General features: G+C 45.0%; 15 protein-coding genes, 1 other RNA gene and 1 other annotated feature. All 16 genes read left to right on the top strand.

The features are described from left to right. The first annotated feature begins 46 nt into the window (after positions 1-46). The 16 genes from OCV99_RS10610 (at position 47) to OCV99_RS10535 (ending at position 21,063) form a co-directional block, all read left to right on the top strand. Entirely contained in the window at positions 47-1,744 is a 1,698-nt protein-coding gene (locus tag OCV99_RS10610; protein WP_158370472.1) for a phosphoenolpyruvate carboxykinase (ATP), read from the top strand. 90 nt (positions 1,745-1,834) lie between these two features. After that, a non-coding RNA gene (ssrS, locus tag OCV99_RS10605) (6S RNA) lies at positions 1,835-2,018 on the top strand. Between the two features lie 60 nt (positions 2,019-2,078). Beyond that, on the top strand, positions 2,079-3,278 hold the full coding sequence (locus tag OCV99_RS10600) for a metallophosphoesterase (RefSeq protein WP_158370471.1): 1,200 nt from the start codon (positions 2,079-2,081) through the stop codon (positions 3,276-3,278). A 47-nt stretch (positions 3,279-3,325) separates the two neighbouring features. Beyond that, positions 3,326-4,693, top strand: a complete 1,368-nt coding sequence (locus tag OCV99_RS10595; protein ID WP_262575413.1) for a SpoIID/LytB domain-containing protein — start codon at positions 3,326-3,328, stop codon at positions 4,691-4,693. A gap of 67 nt (positions 4,694-4,760) precedes the next feature. Continuing rightward, the gene (locus OCV99_RS10590; RefSeq protein WP_262575411.1) at positions 4,761-7,877 is read left to right on the top strand and encodes a leucine-rich repeat protein; all 3,117 of its coding nucleotides are present in this window, start codon (positions 4,761-4,763) and stop codon (positions 7,875-7,877) included. A 73-nt stretch (positions 7,878-7,950) separates the two neighbouring features. Beyond that, positions 7,951-8,769 carry a YihY/virulence factor BrkB family protein gene (locus OCV99_RS10585; RefSeq protein WP_158370468.1) on the top strand — a complete coding sequence of 273 codons (819 nt, stop codon included), beginning with the start codon at positions 7,951-7,953 and terminating at the stop codon, positions 8,767-8,769. 96 nt (positions 8,770-8,865) lie between these two features. Continuing rightward, positions 8,866-9,085: a binding site (T-box leader), on the top strand. Between the two features lie 172 nt (positions 9,086-9,257). Next, positions 9,258-10,277 (top strand): phenylalanine--tRNA ligase subunit alpha, encoded by a 1,020-nt coding sequence (gene pheS, locus OCV99_RS10580; RefSeq protein ID WP_158370467.1) that lies wholly within the window; start codon positions 9,258-9,260, stop codon positions 10,275-10,277. A gap of 79 nt (positions 10,278-10,356) precedes the next feature. Then, entirely contained in the window at positions 10,357-10,593 is a 237-nt protein-coding gene (locus OCV99_RS10575) for a hypothetical protein (RefSeq protein ID WP_262575408.1), read from the top strand. A 1-nt stretch (position 10,594) separates the two neighbouring features. Continuing rightward, positions 10,595-13,015, top strand: a complete 2,421-nt coding sequence (pheT, locus tag OCV99_RS10570; RefSeq protein WP_158370463.1) for a phenylalanine--tRNA ligase subunit beta — start codon at positions 10,595-10,597, stop codon at positions 13,013-13,015. 42 nt (positions 13,016-13,057) lie between these two features. Next, positions 13,058-14,083, top strand: a complete 1,026-nt coding sequence (queA, locus tag OCV99_RS10565; protein WP_158370461.1) for a tRNA preQ1(34) S-adenosylmethionine ribosyltransferase-isomerase QueA — start codon at positions 13,058-13,060, stop codon at positions 14,081-14,083. A gap of 118 nt (positions 14,084-14,201) precedes the next feature. Further along, positions 14,202-14,633: a MarR family winged helix-turn-helix transcriptional regulator gene (locus OCV99_RS10560; RefSeq protein WP_158370459.1), complete on the top strand. Its 432-nt coding sequence runs from the start codon at positions 14,202-14,204 to the stop codon at positions 14,631-14,633. A 2-nt stretch (positions 14,634-14,635) separates the two neighbouring features. Beyond that, on the top strand, positions 14,636-15,964 hold the full coding sequence (locus OCV99_RS10555) for an MATE family efflux transporter (protein WP_158370457.1): 1,329 nt from the start codon (positions 14,636-14,638) through the stop codon (positions 15,962-15,964). A 95-nt stretch (positions 15,965-16,059) separates the two neighbouring features. Then, the gene (locus tag OCV99_RS10550; RefSeq protein WP_158370455.1) at positions 16,060-16,293 is read left to right on the top strand and encodes a hypothetical protein; all 234 of its coding nucleotides are present in this window, start codon (positions 16,060-16,062) and stop codon (positions 16,291-16,293) included. Positions 16,294-16,414: 121 nt separating this feature from the next. Further along, positions 16,415-18,235, top strand: a complete 1,821-nt coding sequence (locus OCV99_RS10545; protein ID WP_158370453.1) for a cache domain-containing sensor histidine kinase — start codon at positions 16,415-16,417, stop codon at positions 18,233-18,235. Further along, on the top strand, positions 18,232-19,764 hold the full coding sequence (locus OCV99_RS10540; RefSeq protein ID WP_158370452.1) for a response regulator: 1,533 nt from the start codon (positions 18,232-18,234) through the stop codon (positions 19,762-19,764). The genes OCV99_RS10545 and OCV99_RS10540 overlap by 4 nt, the downstream gene beginning before the upstream one ends. A 54-nt stretch (positions 19,765-19,818) precedes the next feature. Next, positions 19,819-21,063: a sugar ABC transporter substrate-binding protein gene (locus tag OCV99_RS10535; RefSeq protein ID WP_158370450.1), complete on the top strand. Its 1,245-nt coding sequence runs from the start codon at positions 19,819-19,821 to the stop codon at positions 21,061-21,063. Positions 21,064-21,069 lie beyond the last annotated feature (6 nt).

Raw genomic sequence — 21,069 nt, 5'->3', positions numbered from 1 at the left:
AAAAATGAGATAATAAACCAAATTCGGATTTTAAGGAGGAATAAGCATGTCAACAAAAGCGAATTATCCAATCAGCGAAATTGGAAAAGGCAAACCAGGATTTTCAAAAACTCGTTCCATTATTGAAGCGGCGTTTTATGGAAACAATGTTGTTAAGGTAGAAACTTTAAAAGAGGCATATAACCTGGCAAAGAATTCTCCGGGTACGATTGTAACAGATATGCCTGTATATAGAGGAGAAGAATTTGGACTGGATGCTGATGCGAAGGTTCTGTTATTTAATGACGGTGCTATCACAGGACGTTATGCTACGGCACGCCGTATTGCAGGAGAGCCGGGAGTAGACTGCGACGCTCTTGACAAGGTTGCGATGGATGCTGTTTATAAGTCACGCTGGAAAAAGATGTACCACGCAACAGTATTTGCAGGACTTGATCCGGAATTTATGGTTAAGTGCCATCTGTTAATTCCGGAAGGTGAAGAAAATATTATGTATAACTGGATGCTGAATTTCCAGTATATGTCTGATGAATATGTAAAGATGTATAAGGAATCTCAGCCGGTTGGAGATGGAAAAGAGGCAGATATCTATATCTTCTCTGATCCGCAGTGGATTCCGGAAGAAGCTCCGGGAGTAAGCTTTGACTGCTTAAGTGATCCGGCAAAGAAGACTCTTTGCTATTTCAATACAGAAACGAACTGTGCATGCATCCTTGGTATGAGATACTTCGGAGAGCACAAAAAGGGAACTCTTACTATGGTATGGGCAATTGCTAACCGTAACGGATATGCTTCCTGCCATGGCGGACAGAAAGAGTACTTACTGCCAGACGGAACAAAATATGTTGCATCTGTATACGGACTTTCCGGTTCCGGTAAATCTACTCTTACACATGCAAAACATGGCGGAAAATATGAGATTAAAGTGCTTCATGACGATGCATTTATCATTAATACGGATACTTGTGCATCTATTGCAATTGAGCCTACTTATTTCGATAAGACGGCTGATTATCCGACAGGATGCCCGGACAATCAGTATCTGCTGACAGCTCAGAACTGCTCTGCTACACTGGATGAGGACGGCAAGGTTCAGTTAGTAACAGAGGATATCAGAAATGGTAACGGACGTGCTATCAAGTCTAAATTATGGTCTCCGAACCGTGTAGATAAGATTGACGCTCCTGTAAATGCTATCTTCTGGATTATGAAAGATCCTACCATTCCGCCGGTAGTTAAACTGAAAGGAGCTGCACTTGCATCTGTTATGGGAGCGACACTTGCTACCAAGCGTTCTTCCGCAGAGAGACTTGCTCCTGGTGTAGACCCGAACAAACTGGTTGTTGTTCCTTATGCAAATCCATTCAGAACCTATCCTCTGGCAAATGACTATGAGAAGTTCAAAAAGCTGGTTGAAGAGAAGAATGTAGACTGCTATATCGTTAATACAGGTGATTTCATGGGCAAGAAGGTTCAGCCAAAGGATACGCTTGGCGTTCTGGAAGCAATTGTTGAGAAGAGAGCAGATTTCCATCAGTGGGGACCGTTCTCTGATATCGAGATCATGGATTGGGAAGGATTTGTTCCGGATATGAACGATGCAGAATATACTTCTCAGTTAAAGGCTCGTATGCAGGATCGTGTAAATGAAGTAGAAGCATTCGCTGTAGAAAAAGGCGGATATGACAAACTTCCGGACGAGGCTGTAGAAGCGCTGAAGAAGCTGGTTGCAGAATTAGATTAGTTTTATATAAAATTCTGGAGAAATGTGCCATTCTTAAGAATGGCACATTTTTGTTGAAAAACGTGGCATAATAGGGTATAATAAGTTTTAGAAAACCTGAGATGTACGACAACTCCTGTAATTTTGAACCTACAAAACTTTAAACGGGACTCCTATATCTCTGTAATATGTCAGGCCTCCGAGTTACGCAGGGGAAGACAGAAAAGCAGATGCGGACACCCACCTGGCTACGGCTAGGAGTCAAAATACAGGAACCGGCATTTTCGGGTATCAACAAAAGATAAAGGGCAGCCTGAGATGGCTGCCTTTGTTTTACCTATATGCAGGAGGGCTTATGATTGCATTTTATTTATCGCCAGTATACATTCTGGTAAATATCTATATTATCCGGTGGATGATAAGATGGATGGGAACATGCAGCCATCTTTTTCAAAAAATATGGACACAGGTATCGGTGGTGGTTCTGTATACATTTTTTGCCAGTGCGATACTGGTGGGATTTTTACTGCCGGAAGGGAAAGCGCGGCGTATTATGAAATTAATCGGCAACTATTGGCTCGGCGTCATGCTGTACGTGGTTTTAACGGTAGTGGTTGTGGATTTGGGAAGGATTCTTTTGCGCCATTGCAAATGGGTGAATCAGGGAATTCTGCGTGCTGAGAGGACATTTGTTGTTACCGGGGCAATTTGTATTGTGATTATTATGGCAGTCAGTATCTGGGGTGTGGTTCATGCAGGGAGGATACATACGACAAAATATGAAGTAACGGTAGATAAGGATGCAGGTAAGGTAGAAAATTTACATATCGTTTTGGCGGCGGATCTGCATCTGGGCTATAACGTGGGATGCTATCAGATGAAGAAGATGGTAGATAAGATCAATAGACAGGAACCGGATTTGGTGGTGATTGCCGGAGATATTTTTGATAATGAATATGAGGCTCTCGACAATCCGGACAGACTGGCGTCTATTTTAAGAGGAATTAAAAGTAAATACGGGGTGTACGCCTGCTACGGCAATCATGACATACAGGAAAAAATACTGGCAGGATTCACATTTGGAAATAAGAATGAGAAAAAAGTCAGCGACGTAAGAATGGATGAATTTCTGGAAGATGCCAATATCCGGCTTTTACAGGATGAATATGTGTTGATTGATGACAGCTTTTATTTATATGGACGTCCGGATGCCAAAAAGCCGGGAAGAGGGATTGACATAAGGAAGACTCCGAAGGAGATTATGGAAAAGCTGGACAGCAGAAAGCCGGTAATTGTGCTGGATCACGAGCCAAGCGAATTGAAAGAATTGTCTGAAGCGGGAGTGGATATAGATCTGTGCGGACATACTCATGATGGACAGATGTTCCCGGGAAATCTGGTGACGAAGCTGTTCTGGGAGAATTCCTGCGGTTATCTGAAGAAGGGGGAGATGCACAATATTGTGACGTCAGGGATAGGATTGTTCGGACCGAATATGAGAGTGGGAACGAAGGCGGAAATTTGCTCCGTCAAGGTTCATTTCGGTTCTATTTAACAGAACAATACATAGATTAGAGACAAAGACGGACAAGAGGTGTTTGGGTGAAAAACGGGGAAGTATATGGAAGTTATCTTGTGACGATTCTTGTTGTTGCTATTTTGAGTGTGGGGCTGATGCATATGCTCCAAGGAGGAGAAGAAAGCCGGGATTCTATTGTGGGAAATGAAAAGACGGACAGCGGCAGAACGGATGGAAGTTCCGGGGAGAATGGGAATCCGGACGGGACAGCCGGGGGAAATGCAGGGACACAGACATCTGTAAATCCTACGGTCAGAGTGGTCTTGATGTCTACCGGATATCAGGAGATTGTGCATCCGGAAGTACGGATAGCTGCATCGTCCGGGCTTCATATTACATACGGCGGACAGACGGAAGAGTGGCAGGCCGGGGAGGTGCTGACAGTCCGGCCGGATGACGCCAGGTTTGCCGCCGGAAATATCCGGGTTACAGCAGCAGGGCAGGGCGATGAGATTCAGGTGTACCAGATAGAGCGGGGGTACGGAAATCCCTGTTATGCAGGGACGTTGGAGCTTCGGACAACGGCAGAAGGTATTGTGATGATTAATGAGCTTCCTCTGGAAGATTATCTTTGCAAGGTGGTTCCCAGCGAGATGCCGGCTTCTTATGAGATGGAGGCACTGAAGGCGCAGGCAGTTTGTGCCAGAAGTTATGCATACCGTCAGGCAGCTTCTTATGGTTATCCGGAGTATGAGGCCCATATGAATGACAGTACGGATTATCAGGTCTACAATAACAGCCAGCCTCAGGATACCGCAGCAGCGGCGGTCAGGGAGACGGCAGGACAGGTATTGCTGTATCAGGGACAGATTGCAGTTACTTATTACTATTCTACTTCCTGTGGAAGGACAACCGATATGGAAGCGTGGGGAGATGCGGTAAATGAAAGTAATGCCTACCTGCAGAGCGTGGCAGTCTGCGGAGATGAGGGGGACTATGAAAAAGAGCTGCCGTGGTATCACTGGACGGCGCAGGTTCCGGTAACTACACTGTCCAACCTCGTGGGTCTGAACACAGGGGTGGATGTAGGAACCCTTACTTCTGTAGAAGTAACCCGGCGGGGAGCCGGAGATGTGGCGCTTCAGATTGTGGCATCCGGGGATAAGGGAAGTGTAACGGTAGATACAGAAAATAAAATCCGCAGAGCGCTTGGCGGCAGCGGATATACGATTGTAAAAAACGATGGGACGGCAGTGGGCAGTACAGAACTTCTTCCCAGCGCCTTTTTTACAATTGAGAAGAGCGGGGAGATGTTTGTAATAGAAGGGGGCGGATACGGACACGGGATCGGTATGAGCCAGAACGGAGCCAATGAGATGGCAAAACAAGGGAAAGGATATCAGGAGATATTGGGGCTGTTCTATCCGGGGACGGAGCTTTCGGCTTATTGAAAATATTATTATGCAGGGTTATAATATGAATATAGCATTACTCATGAAAAAGAAGGGAGGAGAAAAGATGCAGGAGATTTATAAAAAAATATGGAAAGGCTTCGGCTTCGTTTTATTTGCGGCGCTTTTGCTGTTTCCGGCTGCGTCTGTAAGGGCGGAGAGCGAAAAGCTGTGCAATGAAGAGGAAGCGAAAGTACCTGAGGGATATGTGATTTCGGAAGAAGAAACAGGGGAAGAAATTACGTGTATGGAGGTAGAAGGAACGTGCGGTGATAGTGCGTCATGGATACTGGATAATGGAGTACTTACGATCTCTGGTTCAGGTGACATGTCAGATTATAGCACGAGTAATGATCCCGGATGGTACAGCGACAGGTTGTCTGTCAAATCAATTGTGATCGAAGACGGGATTACGTCTATTGGCAAAATGGCATTTTATAATTGTACCAATCTTACGGATATTAGGATTGCGGATTCGGTTTCCGCGTTGGGAGAAGCAGCTTTTTATGGCTGCAGTTCACTGGAAAATATTACACTTCCTGTAAAAATTACAGCGCTTCCGTCGGGGCTTTTTGCAGAATGCGGGAATTTACGTGCAATAACGGCAGAAGGAGTAACGAAGATTGCAAATTATGCATTTCAGAATACTGCTTTAACAGAATTTACCATAGGAAGCGAAGTGACCTCTATTGGTGGCTATGCGTTTTTTGCTACAAAAATAGCGGCTTTTCAGGTAGAAGAAGGAAATGAAATATTTTCAGCAGAGGAAGGCGTGCTCTTTTCGGATCAGGGGAAAACCCTGTTTGCCTATCCGGCGGGAGCATCCCGGACGGCATATATTGTTCCGGAGAAAGTAACAAAAATCGCAACGATGGCATTTGCTAGAAATCAATCCCTGCAGTCTGTTTCATTGGGGGATACGGTGACAGAACTGGGAGAATCTGCATTTCAGGAGTGTTATAGTCTGCGTTCTGTTGTGATTCCCGACAGCGTGACAGAAGTGGGATATTTTACCTTTTTTGGGTGCGAAAATCTGGAATCTGTAGCTTTTGGCGGGGGATTGGAGAGTACTTCTTATCAAATGTTCGAGGAATGCAGTTCTTTGACGGACATTACTTTTAGCAGGGAACTTCGTAAACTGTATGCCCGGACATTTGCAAGGTGTTATTCACTGTCAGAGGTAGAACTTCCGGAGAATATTGAGGAGATAGGGAATGGATGTTTTGGAGAATGTTTTGCATTAACATCTTTTACCAGCAAAGGATTGAAATTAATTCCATATCAGGCGTTTCTCAATGACAGAGCATTGTCTTCTGTTAGTTTGAATGAAGGAGTAACATCTATAAGCAGGGTTTCTTTTTATGGATGTACGGTATTGGAAGCAATTACTGTTCCCAAAACGGTGACATTTATTCATCCTATAGCATTTCCGAAAGCAACAGAAATTACTTGTCTGAATCCGGAAATGGATGCATTTGGTATAAATGGATATCGCCGGTTGGATGAGGTGGCTGTTTCAGGCACGCGAAAGTATGGGTTTGCATACGAAGTGTTGAAGATTGTCAACGAAAAACGTGCGGAAAATGGCATGGGAGCGCTTATTATGGATGAGTCGCTGCTGGAAACGGCAATGACGAGGGCAGCAGAAATCTCTGTTCTATTCGCACATACCAGGCCTGACAGTTCCAGCTGCTTTGATCTGAATCAGCTTATGCATGCAGAGAATGTGGCGGCCTGGCAGACGTCTCCGGCGGCGGCAATGGATTCATGGATGAATTCTGACGGACATAGGGAAAATATTTTAACAGAAAGCTTTACAACGATCGGTATTGGGTGTTTCCAGATAGACGGACAGTATTATTGGGTACAGTGCTTTGGAGAAAATGAAGCTTCGGCAGATTGCAGCCAGCCTGCTGACCGTGAGGTGACAGAAGAAATTGCAATTGCTATGGAAACCTTTGACGAAGCTAATAATTCGACCGGTATAATCTGGGGAGAACCGGAATCTTACCAGTATGAATTTGGAATCGCTCCGGATAACCAGAAAATGGAAGAAAATTCTTCGGCTGAGTTATATGCTTACATTGTGAATCCCGGAACAAATGGGAAAACGAAACTGACTGCGGCAGGCGTGAACTGGAAGAGTGGTGACATGGACCTTGTAACCGTGGAGAATGGAAAGCTGAAATCTCTGTCAAAGTCCGGTCAGACAACGATTGATGCGTCAACAAAGGAAGGATATTTTCAGGCGTCTGCTATTCTGTCTGTTGGAAAAGAGGAAGAAGATCCGCAAGAGCCGTCGGATCCATCAGAGCCACAAGAGCCGTCGGATCCATCAGAGCCACAAGAGCCATCGGATCCACAAGAACCATCAGAACCACAGGTAAGGATTTCTTTTGAGGAACCTGACCGGGAGATGGTTATCAAGGAAAGCATAAAACTGCATGTGACTGTCGAACCGGCGGGCTATGCCGGAGATGTTACATGGAAGAGTTCGGACAGCAATGTTCTTCGTGTGGATAAAGATGGAACGATTACGGCACTGTGGCCGGGACAGGCACAGGTTACAGCAGAGCTGAACGGAAAAACTGCCGTGTGTACAGTGAAGGTATATGGAACAGAGAAGGTTTACACAGATGTTCAAACGACAGACTGGTATTACAACTATTTAAATAAAGCCTATATTGAAAATCTGATGAGTGGATATTCCAACGGGCAATTCGGTCCGGCGGATAATATTACAAGAGGACAGTTTGCAATTATTTTATATCGTTATGAAGGAGAACCGGCGGTTTCATTTGATGCACATACGTTCCCGGACGTGGCGGGCGGCCTGTATTATTCGGACGCAATTGCCTGGGCGAAGGAGACAGGAGTTGTGGGAGGCTATTCTAACGGATATTTCGGACCGGATGATGCAATGACAAGAGAACAGTTTGCCACAATGATGTACCGGTATGCCTGCTATAAGGGATATGATGTGAACATAAGCGGCAGTCAGGATACATTCTATGCCTTCCCGGATGCAGGTCAGGTAACGGCTTTTGCTGAGACGGCGATGCAGTGGGCGGTAAACCGCGGGCTTATCAGCGGCGATCAGGGAATGCTGAATCCGCAGGGAACTGCTAACAGGGCGGTTACAGCAACAATTATGAATCGTTTTATAGACGTGTATGGACGATAATCCACCCCTTTCGAGCTTGAATAATTACCGGGCAAGTGGTATGATTGCTCTATAAAATTTAAGGGGTAGTGATATGCTTAAGAAGATTTACGATAAAGCGACTGAAATAACAGATGAAGTCGGGAAAGCCCATGTTGGGGCGTATGCGGCACAATCAGCGTACTTTTTTATGCTGTGTATGATTCCGATTATTTTGCTGCTTCTGACGATGGTTCAGTATACTCCGGTAACAAAAGCGGATGTTATGACGGCGGTGGTGCAGGTGTTTCCGTCGACGGTGGATTCCCTGATTGTGTCGATTGTGAACCAGGTATATAACCAGTCAACGACAGTCATTCCAATTACGGTTGTTGTGGCTCTTTGGTCTGCCGGGAAAGGAGTTCTCGCTATGACATCGGGGCTGAATTGTGTTTATAGATGCTCAGAGACTCGTAATTATGTGTATCTGCGTCTGCGCGCAACGATCTATACCGTTTTGTTTATCGTGGTAATTATTATGCTGCTTCTGTTGTCAGTATTCGGCAATAGTCTCAGCTTGTTTATCAGCAGTCATATTAAAATCCTGGAGTCGTTGGCTGAATGGCTGATGGATAAGAGAATTATTATTTCTCCTATTGTGCTGGTGGGATTTTCCCTGCTGTTGTATAAATTTCTTCCGAACAGAAAGGATTCCTTTAAAAACCAGATTCCGGGCGCAGTTTTTACTGCAATTGCGTGGCTGGTTCTGTCATGGATATTTTCGGTATATTTGGATATCTTTCAAGGATTTTCCGATATGTACGGAAGTCTTACAACAATTGTGCTGATTATGCTGTGGCTGTATTTCTGTATGTACAGTATTCTTCTGGGAGCAGTGGCAAATGATATGCTGCGGGGGAAGTTATTTCGGTAAATATAAGAAAAATCGTAACAAAAACCTGCCTGTGGGCAGGTTTTTGTACTTGACAAGGAATTCAGTTGTGTTAAAATAGTTAAGAATAAAATGAATGAAAAAGCAATGACCGTGTAAGTAGAGAACCATTTTCCATCAGAGAGAGGGAATCCCCGGCTGAAAGTTCCTTTAGGTTCAGATGGCAATCGAATTTCCCACGTGAGCTGCATTTCTGAATTGATAGTAAGTTATGCCGTATATGCACGTTACGCTGTAATGAGCGCCCATATTTTATATGGGAATCAGGGTGGTATCACGGGTTTTACTCGTCCCTTTTGAAGGGACGGGTTTTTTTATGATATAGGGAATTCCTTCGAATTTCCTATATCATAAAACGCTCCGCGGGATGCGCAGCCCGCGGAGGAGTAATTATCGCTATGCGAACCGTTCGCGCGCGGCGATTGCGCGATTGCGCAATCTTTTTGTATTAGAATGAAAGGGGAAGAATGATGAAAGACAGACTGCAGAACATCAAAAATGAAGCGTTGAAGGCAATTGAAGCAGCCGATATGCCGGAGAAATTGAATGATGTGCGTGTGAAGTTTCTTGGAAAAAAGGGAGAACTCACCGCAGTATTAAAGAGTATGAAAGACGTTGCGCCGGAGGAGCGCCCGAAGGTTGGGCAGATGGTAAATGAAACCCGCGCAGCAATTGAAGAGCTGTTAGAAGAAAGCAAGAAGAATATGGAGAAAAAGCTCAGGGAAGAGAAAATGAAAAAAGAAGTCATTGATGTTACTCTTCCTGCTAAGAAGAACATGGTAGGACACCGGCATCCGAATACCATTGCTCTGGAAGAGGTCGAGAGAATCTTCGTGGGCATGGGCTATGAGGTAGTGGAAGGTCCTGAAGTAGAGTATGATCTGTATAACTTTGAAAAATTAAATATTCCTGCAGACCATCCGGCAAAAGATGAGCAGGATACGTTTTATATTAATAAAGAAATCGTACTGCGTACGCAGACATCCCCGGTGCAGGCACGTGTGATGGAGCAGGGAAAACTTCCGATTCGTATGATTGCCCCGGGAAGAGTATTCCGCTCTGACGAGGTAGATGCAACCCACTCTCCGTCCTTCCATCAGATTGAAGGTCTTGTCATTGATAAAAATATTTCCTTTGCCGATTTGAAAGGAACACTGGAAGTATTTGCAAAGGAACTGTTCGGACCAGAAACAAAGACAAAATTCCGTCCGCATCATTTCCCGTTTACTGAGCCAAGCGCGGAGGTGGACGTAACCTGTTTTAAATGCGGCGGCAAAGGATGCCGTTTCTGTAAAGGCTCCGGCTGGATTGAAATTCTCGGATGCGGTATGGTTCATCCACACGTGCTGGAAATGTGCGGAATCGATCCGGAAGAGTATACAGGATTCGCATTTGGCGTAGGCTTGGAGCGTATTGCACTTCTGAAATACGAAATCGACGACATGAGATTATTATATGAGAACGACATCAGATTCCTGAAACAGTTCTAGCGAGCACACAACGGAAGGAAGCACGAGCGAAGCGAGTATTTACTTCCGTGTGCGAGCGGCGCGACAGATTCAGGAGAGCATGCCGGAGGGATGCGGCGGGAGCGAAGCGACAGGAATCTGGAGCCAGGAAAGAGCACACAACAAAAAGGAAGCACGAGCGAAGCGAGTATTTACTTCCGTGTGCGAGCGGCGCGACAGATTCAGGAGAGCATGCCGGAGGGATGCGGCGGGAGCGAAGCGACAGGAATCTGGAGCCAGGAAAGAGCACACAACAAAAAGGAAGCATGAGCGGTGCGAGCACAAGAAAGGAGATTAAAATGAATACATCATTATCATGGATAAAAGCATATGTTCCTGACCTCGATGTTACGGCCCAGGAATATACAGATGCAATGACACTTTCCGGTACGAAGGTAGAAGGCTATGAAGTGCTGGACGCAGATTTAGATAAAATTGTGATTGGACAGATTGATAAGATTGAAAAACATCCGAATGCAGATAAGTTGATTATCTGTCAGGTAAATATTGGTACAGAGAGTGTGCAGATTGTTACCGGCGCTCCTAACGTAAAGGAAGGAGATAAGGTTCCGGTGGTTCTTGACGGCGGCCGTGTGGCAGGAGGCCATGAGCCGGGAAGCCGTGTGGCAGGCGGAATCAAGATTAAAAAAGGAAAACTTCGCGGTGTGGAAAGCTGCGGTATGATGTGCTCCATCGAAGAGCTGGGTTCTAACAGAGACATGTACCCGGAAGCGCCGGAAGAGGGAATTTATATTTTCCCGGAGACGGCAGTTGTTGGAGAAAGTGCCGTAAAAGCGTTAGGGCTGGATGATGTGGTGTTTGAATATGAGATTACATCCAACCGTGTAGATTGCTATAGTGTTGTAGGCATTGCAAGGGAGGCTGCGGCAACTTTCCGCAAGGAATTCCGCCCTCCGGTGGTGACGCCGACAGGCAATAGTGAAGATGTGAATGATTATATTAAGGTAACGGTAAAGGATGCAGACCTTTGCCCGAGATATTGTGCAAGAGTTGTTAAAAATATTAAAATCGGACCATCCCCGGAATGGATGCAGAGACGACTTGCGTCCGTAGGTATCCGCCCGATCAATAATCTGGTAGATATTACAAACTATGTGATGGAAGAATACGGTCAGCCAATGCATGCTTATGACTTAGACACGATTGCAGGTCACGAGATTATTGTCCGCAGGGCAGAGAAGGGTGAGAAATTTGTAACGCTTGACGGGCAGGAACGCCAGATGGATGATTCCGTACTTATGATTTGTGACGGAGAGAAGTCCGTCGGTATTGCGGGAATCATGGGCGGAGAAAACTCCATGATTACAGATGATGTACAGACGATGTTATTTGAAGCAGCATGTTTTGATGGGACAAATATCCGTAAATCCAGCAAGAAGGTAGGTCTTCGTACCGATGCTTCCGGCAAGTTTGAAAAAGGGCTGGATCCGAACAATGCCCAGGCAGCAATTGACCGTGCCTGCCAGCTTGTAGAAGAGATGGGCGCCGGAGAAGTGGTAGGCGGCATGGTAGATGTGTATGGTAAGAAGAAAGAGCCGGTAAGAGTGCCGTTTGACGCAGATGAGATAAATGCACTTCTGGGAACCGATATTTCCAAGGAAGAGATGTTAGGATATTTTAAGAAGATTGAATTGGAATATGATGAGGAGACGAATGAAGTAATTGCGCCTACCTTCCGTCATGATTTGTTCCGTCTTGCTGATTTAGCAGAAGAAGTGGCAAGATTCTACGGGTATGACAATATTCCGACTACCCTTCCGAAAGGAGAGGCTACTACAGGTAAGCTTTCTTACAAGCTCAGGATTGAGGAAGTGGCAAGAGATATTGCGGAATTCTGCGGATTCAGCCAGGGTATGACCTATTCTTTCGAGAGTCCGAAAGTATTTGACAAGCTGAAGATTGCGGCTGACTCTCCACTTAGAAGGGCTGTGGAGATTATGAATCCGTTGGGAGAGGATTATAGTATTATGAGAACGACATCTCTGAATGGAATGCTGACTTCTCTTGCAACCAATTATAATAGAAGAAATAAAAATGTAAGGCTCTATGAGTTGGGAAATGTCTATCTGCCGAAAGCACTTCCGCTTACGGAACTTCCGGAGGAACGGATGCAGTTCACACTGGGAATGTACGGTGACGGAGATTTCTTCAGTATGAAAGGCGTGGTAGAAGAATTTTTTGATAAAGTAGGGCTTCATAAAAAAGAAACTTACGATCCGAATGCAGGCAAGCCGTATCTCCATCCGGGCCGTCAGGCAAATATCATTTATGACGGAGTGGTTGTAGGCTATCTTGGCGAAGTGCATCCGGATGTTGCAGACACCTATGGTATTGGCGAGAAAGCATATATTGCGGTGATTGATATGCCGGAAATCGTAGCGCGTGCTACATTTGACAGAAAATATGAGGGAATTGCAAAATTCCCGGCGGTTACCCGTGATATCAGTATGGTTGTACCGAAATCCGTTATGGTTGGACAGATTGAGGATGTAATAGAGAAGAAAGGCGGCGCTTATCTGGAGAGCTATGCATTGTTTGATTTGTATGAAGGAGCGCAGATTAAAGCAGGATTCAAATCTGTCGCATATTCTATTGTGTTCCGCGCTAAGGATAAGACGCTGGAAGAGGCAGACATTACCAAGGCGATGGAGAAGATTCTGAAAGCTCTTGAGGATATGGGAATCGAGCTTCGTAAGTAAGGAGAGCGTCGGGTAATCGGAGTAAGAAACGGGGAAAAGATTATGAAACGACAGGATTTTTATTTTGATTTGCCGCAGGAGTTAATTGCGCAGGACCCACTGGAGGATCGGTCCGGTTCCAGGCTCCTTGTTCTTGACAAGGAGTCGGGAGATGTCTCGCACCATACCTTCCGTGAGATTGTAGATTATCTGGAACCGGGAGATTGTCTTGTGTTAAATGATACGAAAGTGATTCCGGCGCGGCTGATCGGCTCTAAAATCGGGACAGACGCGAAGATAGAGATACTTTTGCTTAAGCGAAAGGAGAACGATATCTGGGAGACATTGGTGAAACCGGGGAAGAAAGCGAAGCCGGGGACGAAAATCAGTTTTGGAGACGGCCTTTTGGTGGGAGAAGTGGTTGATATTGTGGAGGAAGGAAACAGACTGGTAAAGTTCCATTATGAAGGAATTTTTGAAGAGATTTTAGATCAGCTTGGACAGATGCCCCTTCCCCCGTATATTACCCATCAGCTTGAAGATAAGAACCGGTATCAGACGGTCTATGCGAAACACAGCGGCTCCGCGGCAGCGCCCACGGCAGGGCTGCATTTTACACCGGAGCTTTTGGAAAAGATTGAAAAGAAGGGCATTGATATTGCGAAGGTAACGCTTCACGTAGGACTGGGAACCTTCCGCCCGGTAAAGGTGGATGATATTCTGGAGCATCATATGCATTCAGAATTTTACCGGATTGAACAGTCAGAAGCGGATAAGATTAACCGGGCAAAAGAGACGGGACACCGGGTTATCTGTGTGGGAACGACAAGCTGCCGTACCATTGAATCAGCGGCAGATGAAAATGGAAAGTTGAGAGAATGCAGCGGCTGGACGGAGATATTTATTTATCCCGGCTATCAGTTTAAGGTATTGGATTGTCTGCTTACGAATTTTCATTTGCCGGAGTCTACGCTGATTATGCTGGTATCTGCGTTGGCAGGAAGGGAGCATGTGCTGGCGGCCTATGAAGAAGCGGTGAAAGAACGGTATCGGTTCTTTAGCTTTGGGGATGCTATGTTTATAAAATAAAGATGTAGAATGGTGGTATTGCAGACTGGTATGCGATACCACTTTTAATATGCTCTTGACAAATGTACGAAATCGTACTATATTAGTTTTCGTACGAAATCGTACTTTGGAGGATGCTATGGAGTATATTGTAAATGCACAAATGAAACAATTCAATCTATTAATGTCCCAGACAGAAGAAGCTTACCATGAGGCAGCGGTTAAACTGGGACTGTCGGACAGTGTGATGTTAATTCTCTATACCCTTTGCTGTTTTGATGGTGAATGTCTGCTCAATGATATTACGGCTGGCGCAAGTAAGCAGACCATAAATTCTGCGCTGCGCAAGCTGGAAGCGGATGATATTGTATATCTGAAGGCGTTTGAAGGGAGAAAAAAGAAAGTATACCTTACGGATAAAGGACGCCGGCTTGTGAAAGATACGGTTCTTCGTGTAATTGAGATTGAGAATGAGATATTTGACGGCTGGTCGGAGGAAGAGAAGAGTACCTATGTAGAGCTGACACAGCGCTATCAAGTAGAGTTCCGGAAAAAAGTGAAGGAGTTATAATTATGCACATTCAACTTTCAGATCATTTTAATTATGCAAAGCTGTTAAAATTTACATTTCCGTCCATCGTTATGCTGGTATTTACTTCTGTTTATGGGGTGGTAGATGGTTTCTTTGTGTCTAATTTTGTTGGAAAGACACCATTTACGGCAGTCAACTTTATTATGCCGTTTTTGATGATACTTGGTTCGCTGGGGTTCATGTTCGGGACGGGCGGCGGTGCGCTCATTGCGAAGACGATGGGAGAAGGGAAAATAGAAAAAGCAAGGCAGATGTTTTCGCTGATTGTTTATACATCTGCAATATGCGGTATTGTGCTTGCCTTGCTGGGAATGTTGTTTATTCGTCCTTTCGCTACCGTGCTTGGTGCAGAAGGGCGCCTGTTGGAAGACAGCGTGACCTATGGACGCATTATTTTGCTGGCGATTCCGGCATATATTCTGCAATATGAGTTCCAATGCCTATTTGCAACAGCAGGCAAGCCGACGCTTGGCCTCTATGTAACGATTGCGGCAGGATTGACAAACATGATTTTAGACGCCCTGTTTGTTGCCGTATTTTCCTGGGGCCTGGAAGGGGCTGCGGCAGCAACTGCCATCAGTCAGTGTGTGGGAGGTATTGTACCGCTTGTTTATTTTGCGTGTCCGAACAATAGTCTTTTACGGCTTGGGAGAACAGAATTTGATAAGAAATCCCTGATAAAAACCTGTGTCAATGGTTCTTCGGAACTTATGAGTAATATTTCCATGTCGGTTGTAAGTATGCTATATAATGTGCAATTGCTGAAATACGCCGGAGAGGATGGGGTTGCCGCTTATGGGATTCTGATGTATGTCAGTTTGGTGTTTCAGGCAGTATTTATCGGGTACTCTGTCGGAACTGCGCCGATTGTTTCCTACCAATATGGCGCGGGTAATCACAGAGAATTGAAGGGGCTGTTAAAAAAGAGCTTTGTTTTAGTCGGAGTATTTGCAGTTATTATGTTTGCTGCCGCTCTGGCGCTGGCGAGACCATTATCTTTCCTGTTTGTAGGTTATGATGAGGAATTGTTGGAGCTGACGGTTCATGCTTTTTCAATCTTCTCTTTTTCCTTCCTGTTTTCAGGGTTTGCGATTTTTGGTTCTTCGTTCTTTACAGCGTTAAACGATGGTGTGACATCTGCCGCCATATCCTTTTTACGGACGCTGTTGTTTCAGATTGCAGCGGTGTTGATTTTTCCGTTATTATGGGGTGTGGACGGCATATGGATCTCTGTTGTTGCGGCAGAAGTGATGGCTGTTATTGTGACGGCGTTCTTTTTGCAGATAAAGCGGAAGAAATATCATTATTAAAAATGTACTTGTCTGTGGAAAATACCTTCGTTATAATATATGCAGGTATATGAGAAGGTCCGCCTGCTGGCGGACGGTAGGATGGAGATGATAGTATGAGACTGGAACGGTTCAAGATGGAGCGACAGGGGCTGGTTACGGAAGGGCAGGAAGTCGAAATCAGCGAAAGAAGCCCCAGCACGGGACGGTACACTTATCTGGTGGAGCCTTCGGTTGCCATGTCAGGGATTTACCGAACAGTGGAGAGGATTAAGGCGCGGAAAGGGATTATAAGAGAAATCCAGGAGACGGAAAAAGGGTTTTATCTAATCGTAGAAGTGGAAGAATAAGAAAATCAAAGAAATTATTTTATCTGTCGGTGTGTATGCATCGGCAGATTTTTTCTATATTTACAATTTTTTTAATTATTACTATAATTGTAAGCATAAGGTGAGAGAAAGGTGCGAAAAGATGAAAATTTCCATACAAAAGAAGAGTTTTCGGAACAGGCTGATTCTTGCGTTTTTATTGACGAGCGTCCTGCCGGTGCTTTTCATGATACTTTTTTCATATTATAATAGTACGAAAGTAGTGGAAAGCAGTGTGGATGAGATGACGCAGGCGAATCTGCAGCAGACGCAGGTGAATTTAAATGTATGGCTGGATTCTTATGAGGATGTGTTGTTCCAGATTTATACGAATGATGAGATTGTCCGCATGGTGGATGAGATTAATGCAGGACAGAATGTGGCGGTAAATAGGAATGCTATCCGGAGATATTTACGGGGATTGTTTTATACGAAGGATTATATTCAGTCTATGACGTTGATTACGGACAATGGAACCATCGCTTTTTATGATAATCTGACTGCTTCTACCAGTGAAAATTCCTGGCAGAATAACTGTGAATATACGCAGGATGAGTTGTATGAGCTGATTTCCGGCGATAACAGGACCCATCTGCTGTCTACACAGGAGGCTTCGTTGTTTGCGGGGGAGGTGCATTATTTGTTCCACGTGGGGCATCGGATTATTGATTACAGGGACACGACGAAGCAGGTAGGGATTATTGTTATCAGCATTGATGAAAATCTGCTTCGGGAAATTTGCCTGTCTCTGCAGGAAGACGGCCAGAATGGATATAACAGTTTTAATTTTATTGTAGATAAGAAAGGGCGGATTGTCTCTTATGTGAGGGATGAAGAGCTGGCGGAGAAGGTTGTAGATATGGAGCTTCCGGTGGAGAAAAGGAGGGAAGCTTATCGGGATTTTGTAAGCAGGACAGGCATGCTTGCCGGAGACAGTGTGTCCATTTATACCCAGTATGATGAAGGTATGGAGTGGGAGATTGTCCATGCTACCAACCAGGCAAAATCTGTGGAAATGCTGAAATCGCAGCAGAATCTGTTATTTGGCGTGAGTTTTCTGTCCGTACTTTTGCTGGTTGCCGTCATTATTGTTATGACGAGACATCTGACCGGTTCCATCAGGAAAGTGGCAGGTGTGATGGAGGAAGCGGGCAAAGGTTCTTTGGATGTGCGGGTGAACCAGATTGAGAAAATGCCGACAGAGATCCGAATCATTGGGGATTCTTTTAATCAGATGATGGGTGAGCTGCAGAAGTCTGTGAAGAAGGAAAAAGAAGCGCAGGAGCAGATGCGGAACGCTGAGATTAAGGCACTGGAAGCGCAGATTAATCCGCATTTTCTGTATAATACACTGGATACGATTAACTGGATGGCAATTGACCGGGAAGCTTATGATGTCAGTAACGCCATTGGCTCGCTGGCGTATATTCTGCGCTATGGTATTAATAACAGTAATGGGATTGTGACGGTTCAGGAAGAAGCGGAATGGCTGAAACAGTATATTTTTCTGCAGCAGACCAGGCTGAAGAATACATTTACCTGTGAAGTGCATGTGGAACCGGATTGCCGGATGGTGAAGATTCATAAATTATTGCTGCAGCCTTTTGTAGAAAATGCGATTTTACATGGATTTGAAAATGTAGGCCGTGCCCATCGGCTTCTGGTGTCTATCCGGAAGGAAGAGAAAGAACTGTGCGTGCGGATTGAAGATAATGGAAAGGGGATTCCGGAAGATGTACTGGAAAAAATTCGGGAGGGGAATCTGCCGAAGACATCGGAGAAGAACCATATCGGAATGGAGAATGCAATTATGCGGATGCGGATGTATTACGGAGAAAAAGCGAAAATACGAATAGAGAGTGAAGTAGACAAAGGGACGGTTGTAACTCTTTTGTTTCCGGTAGATGAAGGAGAAGAAGAATGAAGATAGTGATTGTGGAAGATGAGATGCGGATTAAAGAAGGACTCAGTAATCTGATAAAGAAACTGTATCCAGACTGTGAAGTGGCGGCAATGGCGGACAATGGGAAGGAAGGATTGGAATGCATCCGCAGGATTAAGCCGGATCTGGTGTTTACGGATATCCGTATGCCGGTGATGGATGGGCTGGAAATGCTGGAGAAGATGGAAGAAGAGGGAATTCAGGCGAAGACGGTGATTCTGAGCGCTTATACAGAATTTAAATATGCACAGCAGGCAATGCGGCTTGGGGTGATGGACTATCTGATTAAGCCGATCGTTGTGGGCGAATTTATGAAAATCATGAAGCGCATGGAAGAAGAAATAGAAGAACGGCAGAAAGAAGCTCCTGGAGAAATCGGGAGCCTTGCGTATCTGCTGTCTGCTTTTCTTTATGGAACGATGGAATATGACGCAGAAAAAGAGCGCTATCTGTCCAACAAATTCGGAATTACGAAAGAAAAGCCGCTTCTTGTTCTGAACTGCTATCTGGGAAAGAATTATGAAGAAAGGGTAAAAGGGGCAAGAAAGGAACTCCGGTTCCTGCTTTCGGAAAGAATGGAGCTGGAGTATGAAATACTGGAGGTGGAGAAGGAAAAGAGTCTGGTAGTTATCTTATATCAATATGAAGACGAGGCAGGGCTTGAACGACGGTTTCAGAACCGGATACTTCTGGATGAAAGGGAGAAAAGCCGGTATATTTTGAGTTACGGGCTGATACGGGCAGAGAATGCCGGAGCGCTCCGTGAAGCATACCATACATTATTGCAGTACATGGATTGGAATATTGTGCTGGGTGACAGAGTTCTGATATCCTGGCCGAAAGTACTTAAGATTCAGACTGTTTTCTGCGTCTACCCGGTAGAACTGGAGGGAGCTATGAAGGCGGCAGTCTGCGCATCCGATTATGACAGGATGGAGAAGGGGCTGGAGCAGTTTTTTGAGTATTTCAGGAGTGGAAAGGTATATGCGCCGAAGGAGGTAAAGGAATGCTTCGTGCGTTTTCTGTGGAATGTCATCAGTGTAGTCAAAGAAATACGGGGAGATGTTCTGAAAGAGATTAATCAGCAGAAGCTCCTGGAGGAAATTATGGATGCCCGGAGTATAGAAGAGCTGGAAGGGGTCAGCAGGAAACTTCTGAAGATGATGCAGAAAGAAAATGGTGAACAGGAGTTAAGCCTGTCTGTTATGCGGGCGAAGAATGTGGCGCTGGAATTCTATCATACCGGTATCACATTGGAGGAAATTGCTAAGAAATTGAATCTGACCGCAGAATACCTGGGAACCCAGTTCCGCAGGGAGACAGGGGTAAATTTCAGCATTTTTATCCGGGACTTAAGGATTGCCAAAGCAAAAGAGCTTCTGATTGGAAGCAATATGAAACAATATGAAATTGCGGAACAGGTGGGGTATTCTGATTCCAAATATTTTGGGAGAGTTTTTAAAGAAACGGTCGGTTTATCCCCGGCGGAATTTAGAAAAGCGAATAAATAATATTAGAAAGTAGATCAAAAGAACAGAAAACACAGAGAAAGGATGAAAGGTTTTATGAAAAAAACGGTAGTGTGTGCTCTGTTATGTGTGGCAATGGCAGCCGGTTTTTTAGCGGGATGCGGTAATTTTGAAACCTCAGATAATGCGGAACAGGAAACAACAGAAGCGGAAAAAACAGAAGAAGTGGAGATATGGTATTACTGGGAGACGGAGGGACATCAGGTTGCATTGAACAAGATCATTGATGAATACAATAAATCCCAGGATGAATATGAGGTGGAGTCAAAGTATGTACCATTTGCAGACTTTAAGAAGCAATTGTCTATCGGTGCTTCAGCAGATGAACTTCCGGATATGGTAATTATTGATTCACCGGATCATGCTTCTTATGCGGCGATGGGAATTTTTGCAGATCTGACAGATAAATTTGATGTCAGTGGTTATTACGAAGCTCCGGTATCTTCCTGTACACTGGATGATACGCTGTATGGCGTTCCGTTCGGATGTAACTGCCTGGGACTTTACTACAATGAAGAGATGCTGAATGAGGCAGGTGTGGAAGTGCCGGAGACGTGGGATGATCTGAAATCTGCCGCGGCGGCTCTTTCTCAAGGCGATGTGACCGGATTTGCAATCTGCAGTGTACAGAATGAAGAGGGAACCTTTGGATTTATGCCATTTGTATGGTCTACAGGAGAATCCTATGAGACGATTAACAGCGAAGGCGGAATAAGAGCGCTTACTTTATTCAAGGATCTGACAGAATCCGGAGCAATGTCCAAAGAATGCATCAACTGGACGCAGAGCGATGTTATGAACCAGTTTATTTCCGGTAATGTGGCAATGATGATTAACGGGCCATGGCAGATTCCTACCATGGAAGAAGAAGCGCCGGATCTGAACTGGAAGGTGACGTTGATTCCGAAGGATCAGGAATATTCTTCTGACATCGGTGGTGAGAATTATGCGGTTATTTCCGGCGGAAATGAAGATGGAGCAGTTGCATTCCTTGAATATGCGACTTCTGAAGAGAGCGTGAAATATCTGATGTCTGCATTCGGGTATATTGCAGCACAGGAAGATATTGCTGCAACACAGTTTACAGGTGAGGATAATGAGGCGTATAAGGTATTCACGGAGCAGCTCGCTTATGCCAAGGCAAGAGGACCTCATGAGAGTTGGCCGGATATTTCCGATGCAATCTCACTGGCATTCAACAAGTCAATAACGGGAGACGCAACACCGGAGGATGCGGCGAAAGAAGCACAGACAACGATAGATGGTGTGTTAGGTGAATAAGAGTAA

Source organism: Dorea acetigenes (genome assembly GCF_025567385.1).
Lineage (GTDB): Bacteria > Bacillota > Clostridia > Lachnospirales > Lachnospiraceae > Claveliimonas > Claveliimonas acetigenes.
Note: the sequence above shows the minus strand (reverse complement) of the source record. Positions and strands in the feature narration are given on the sequence as shown.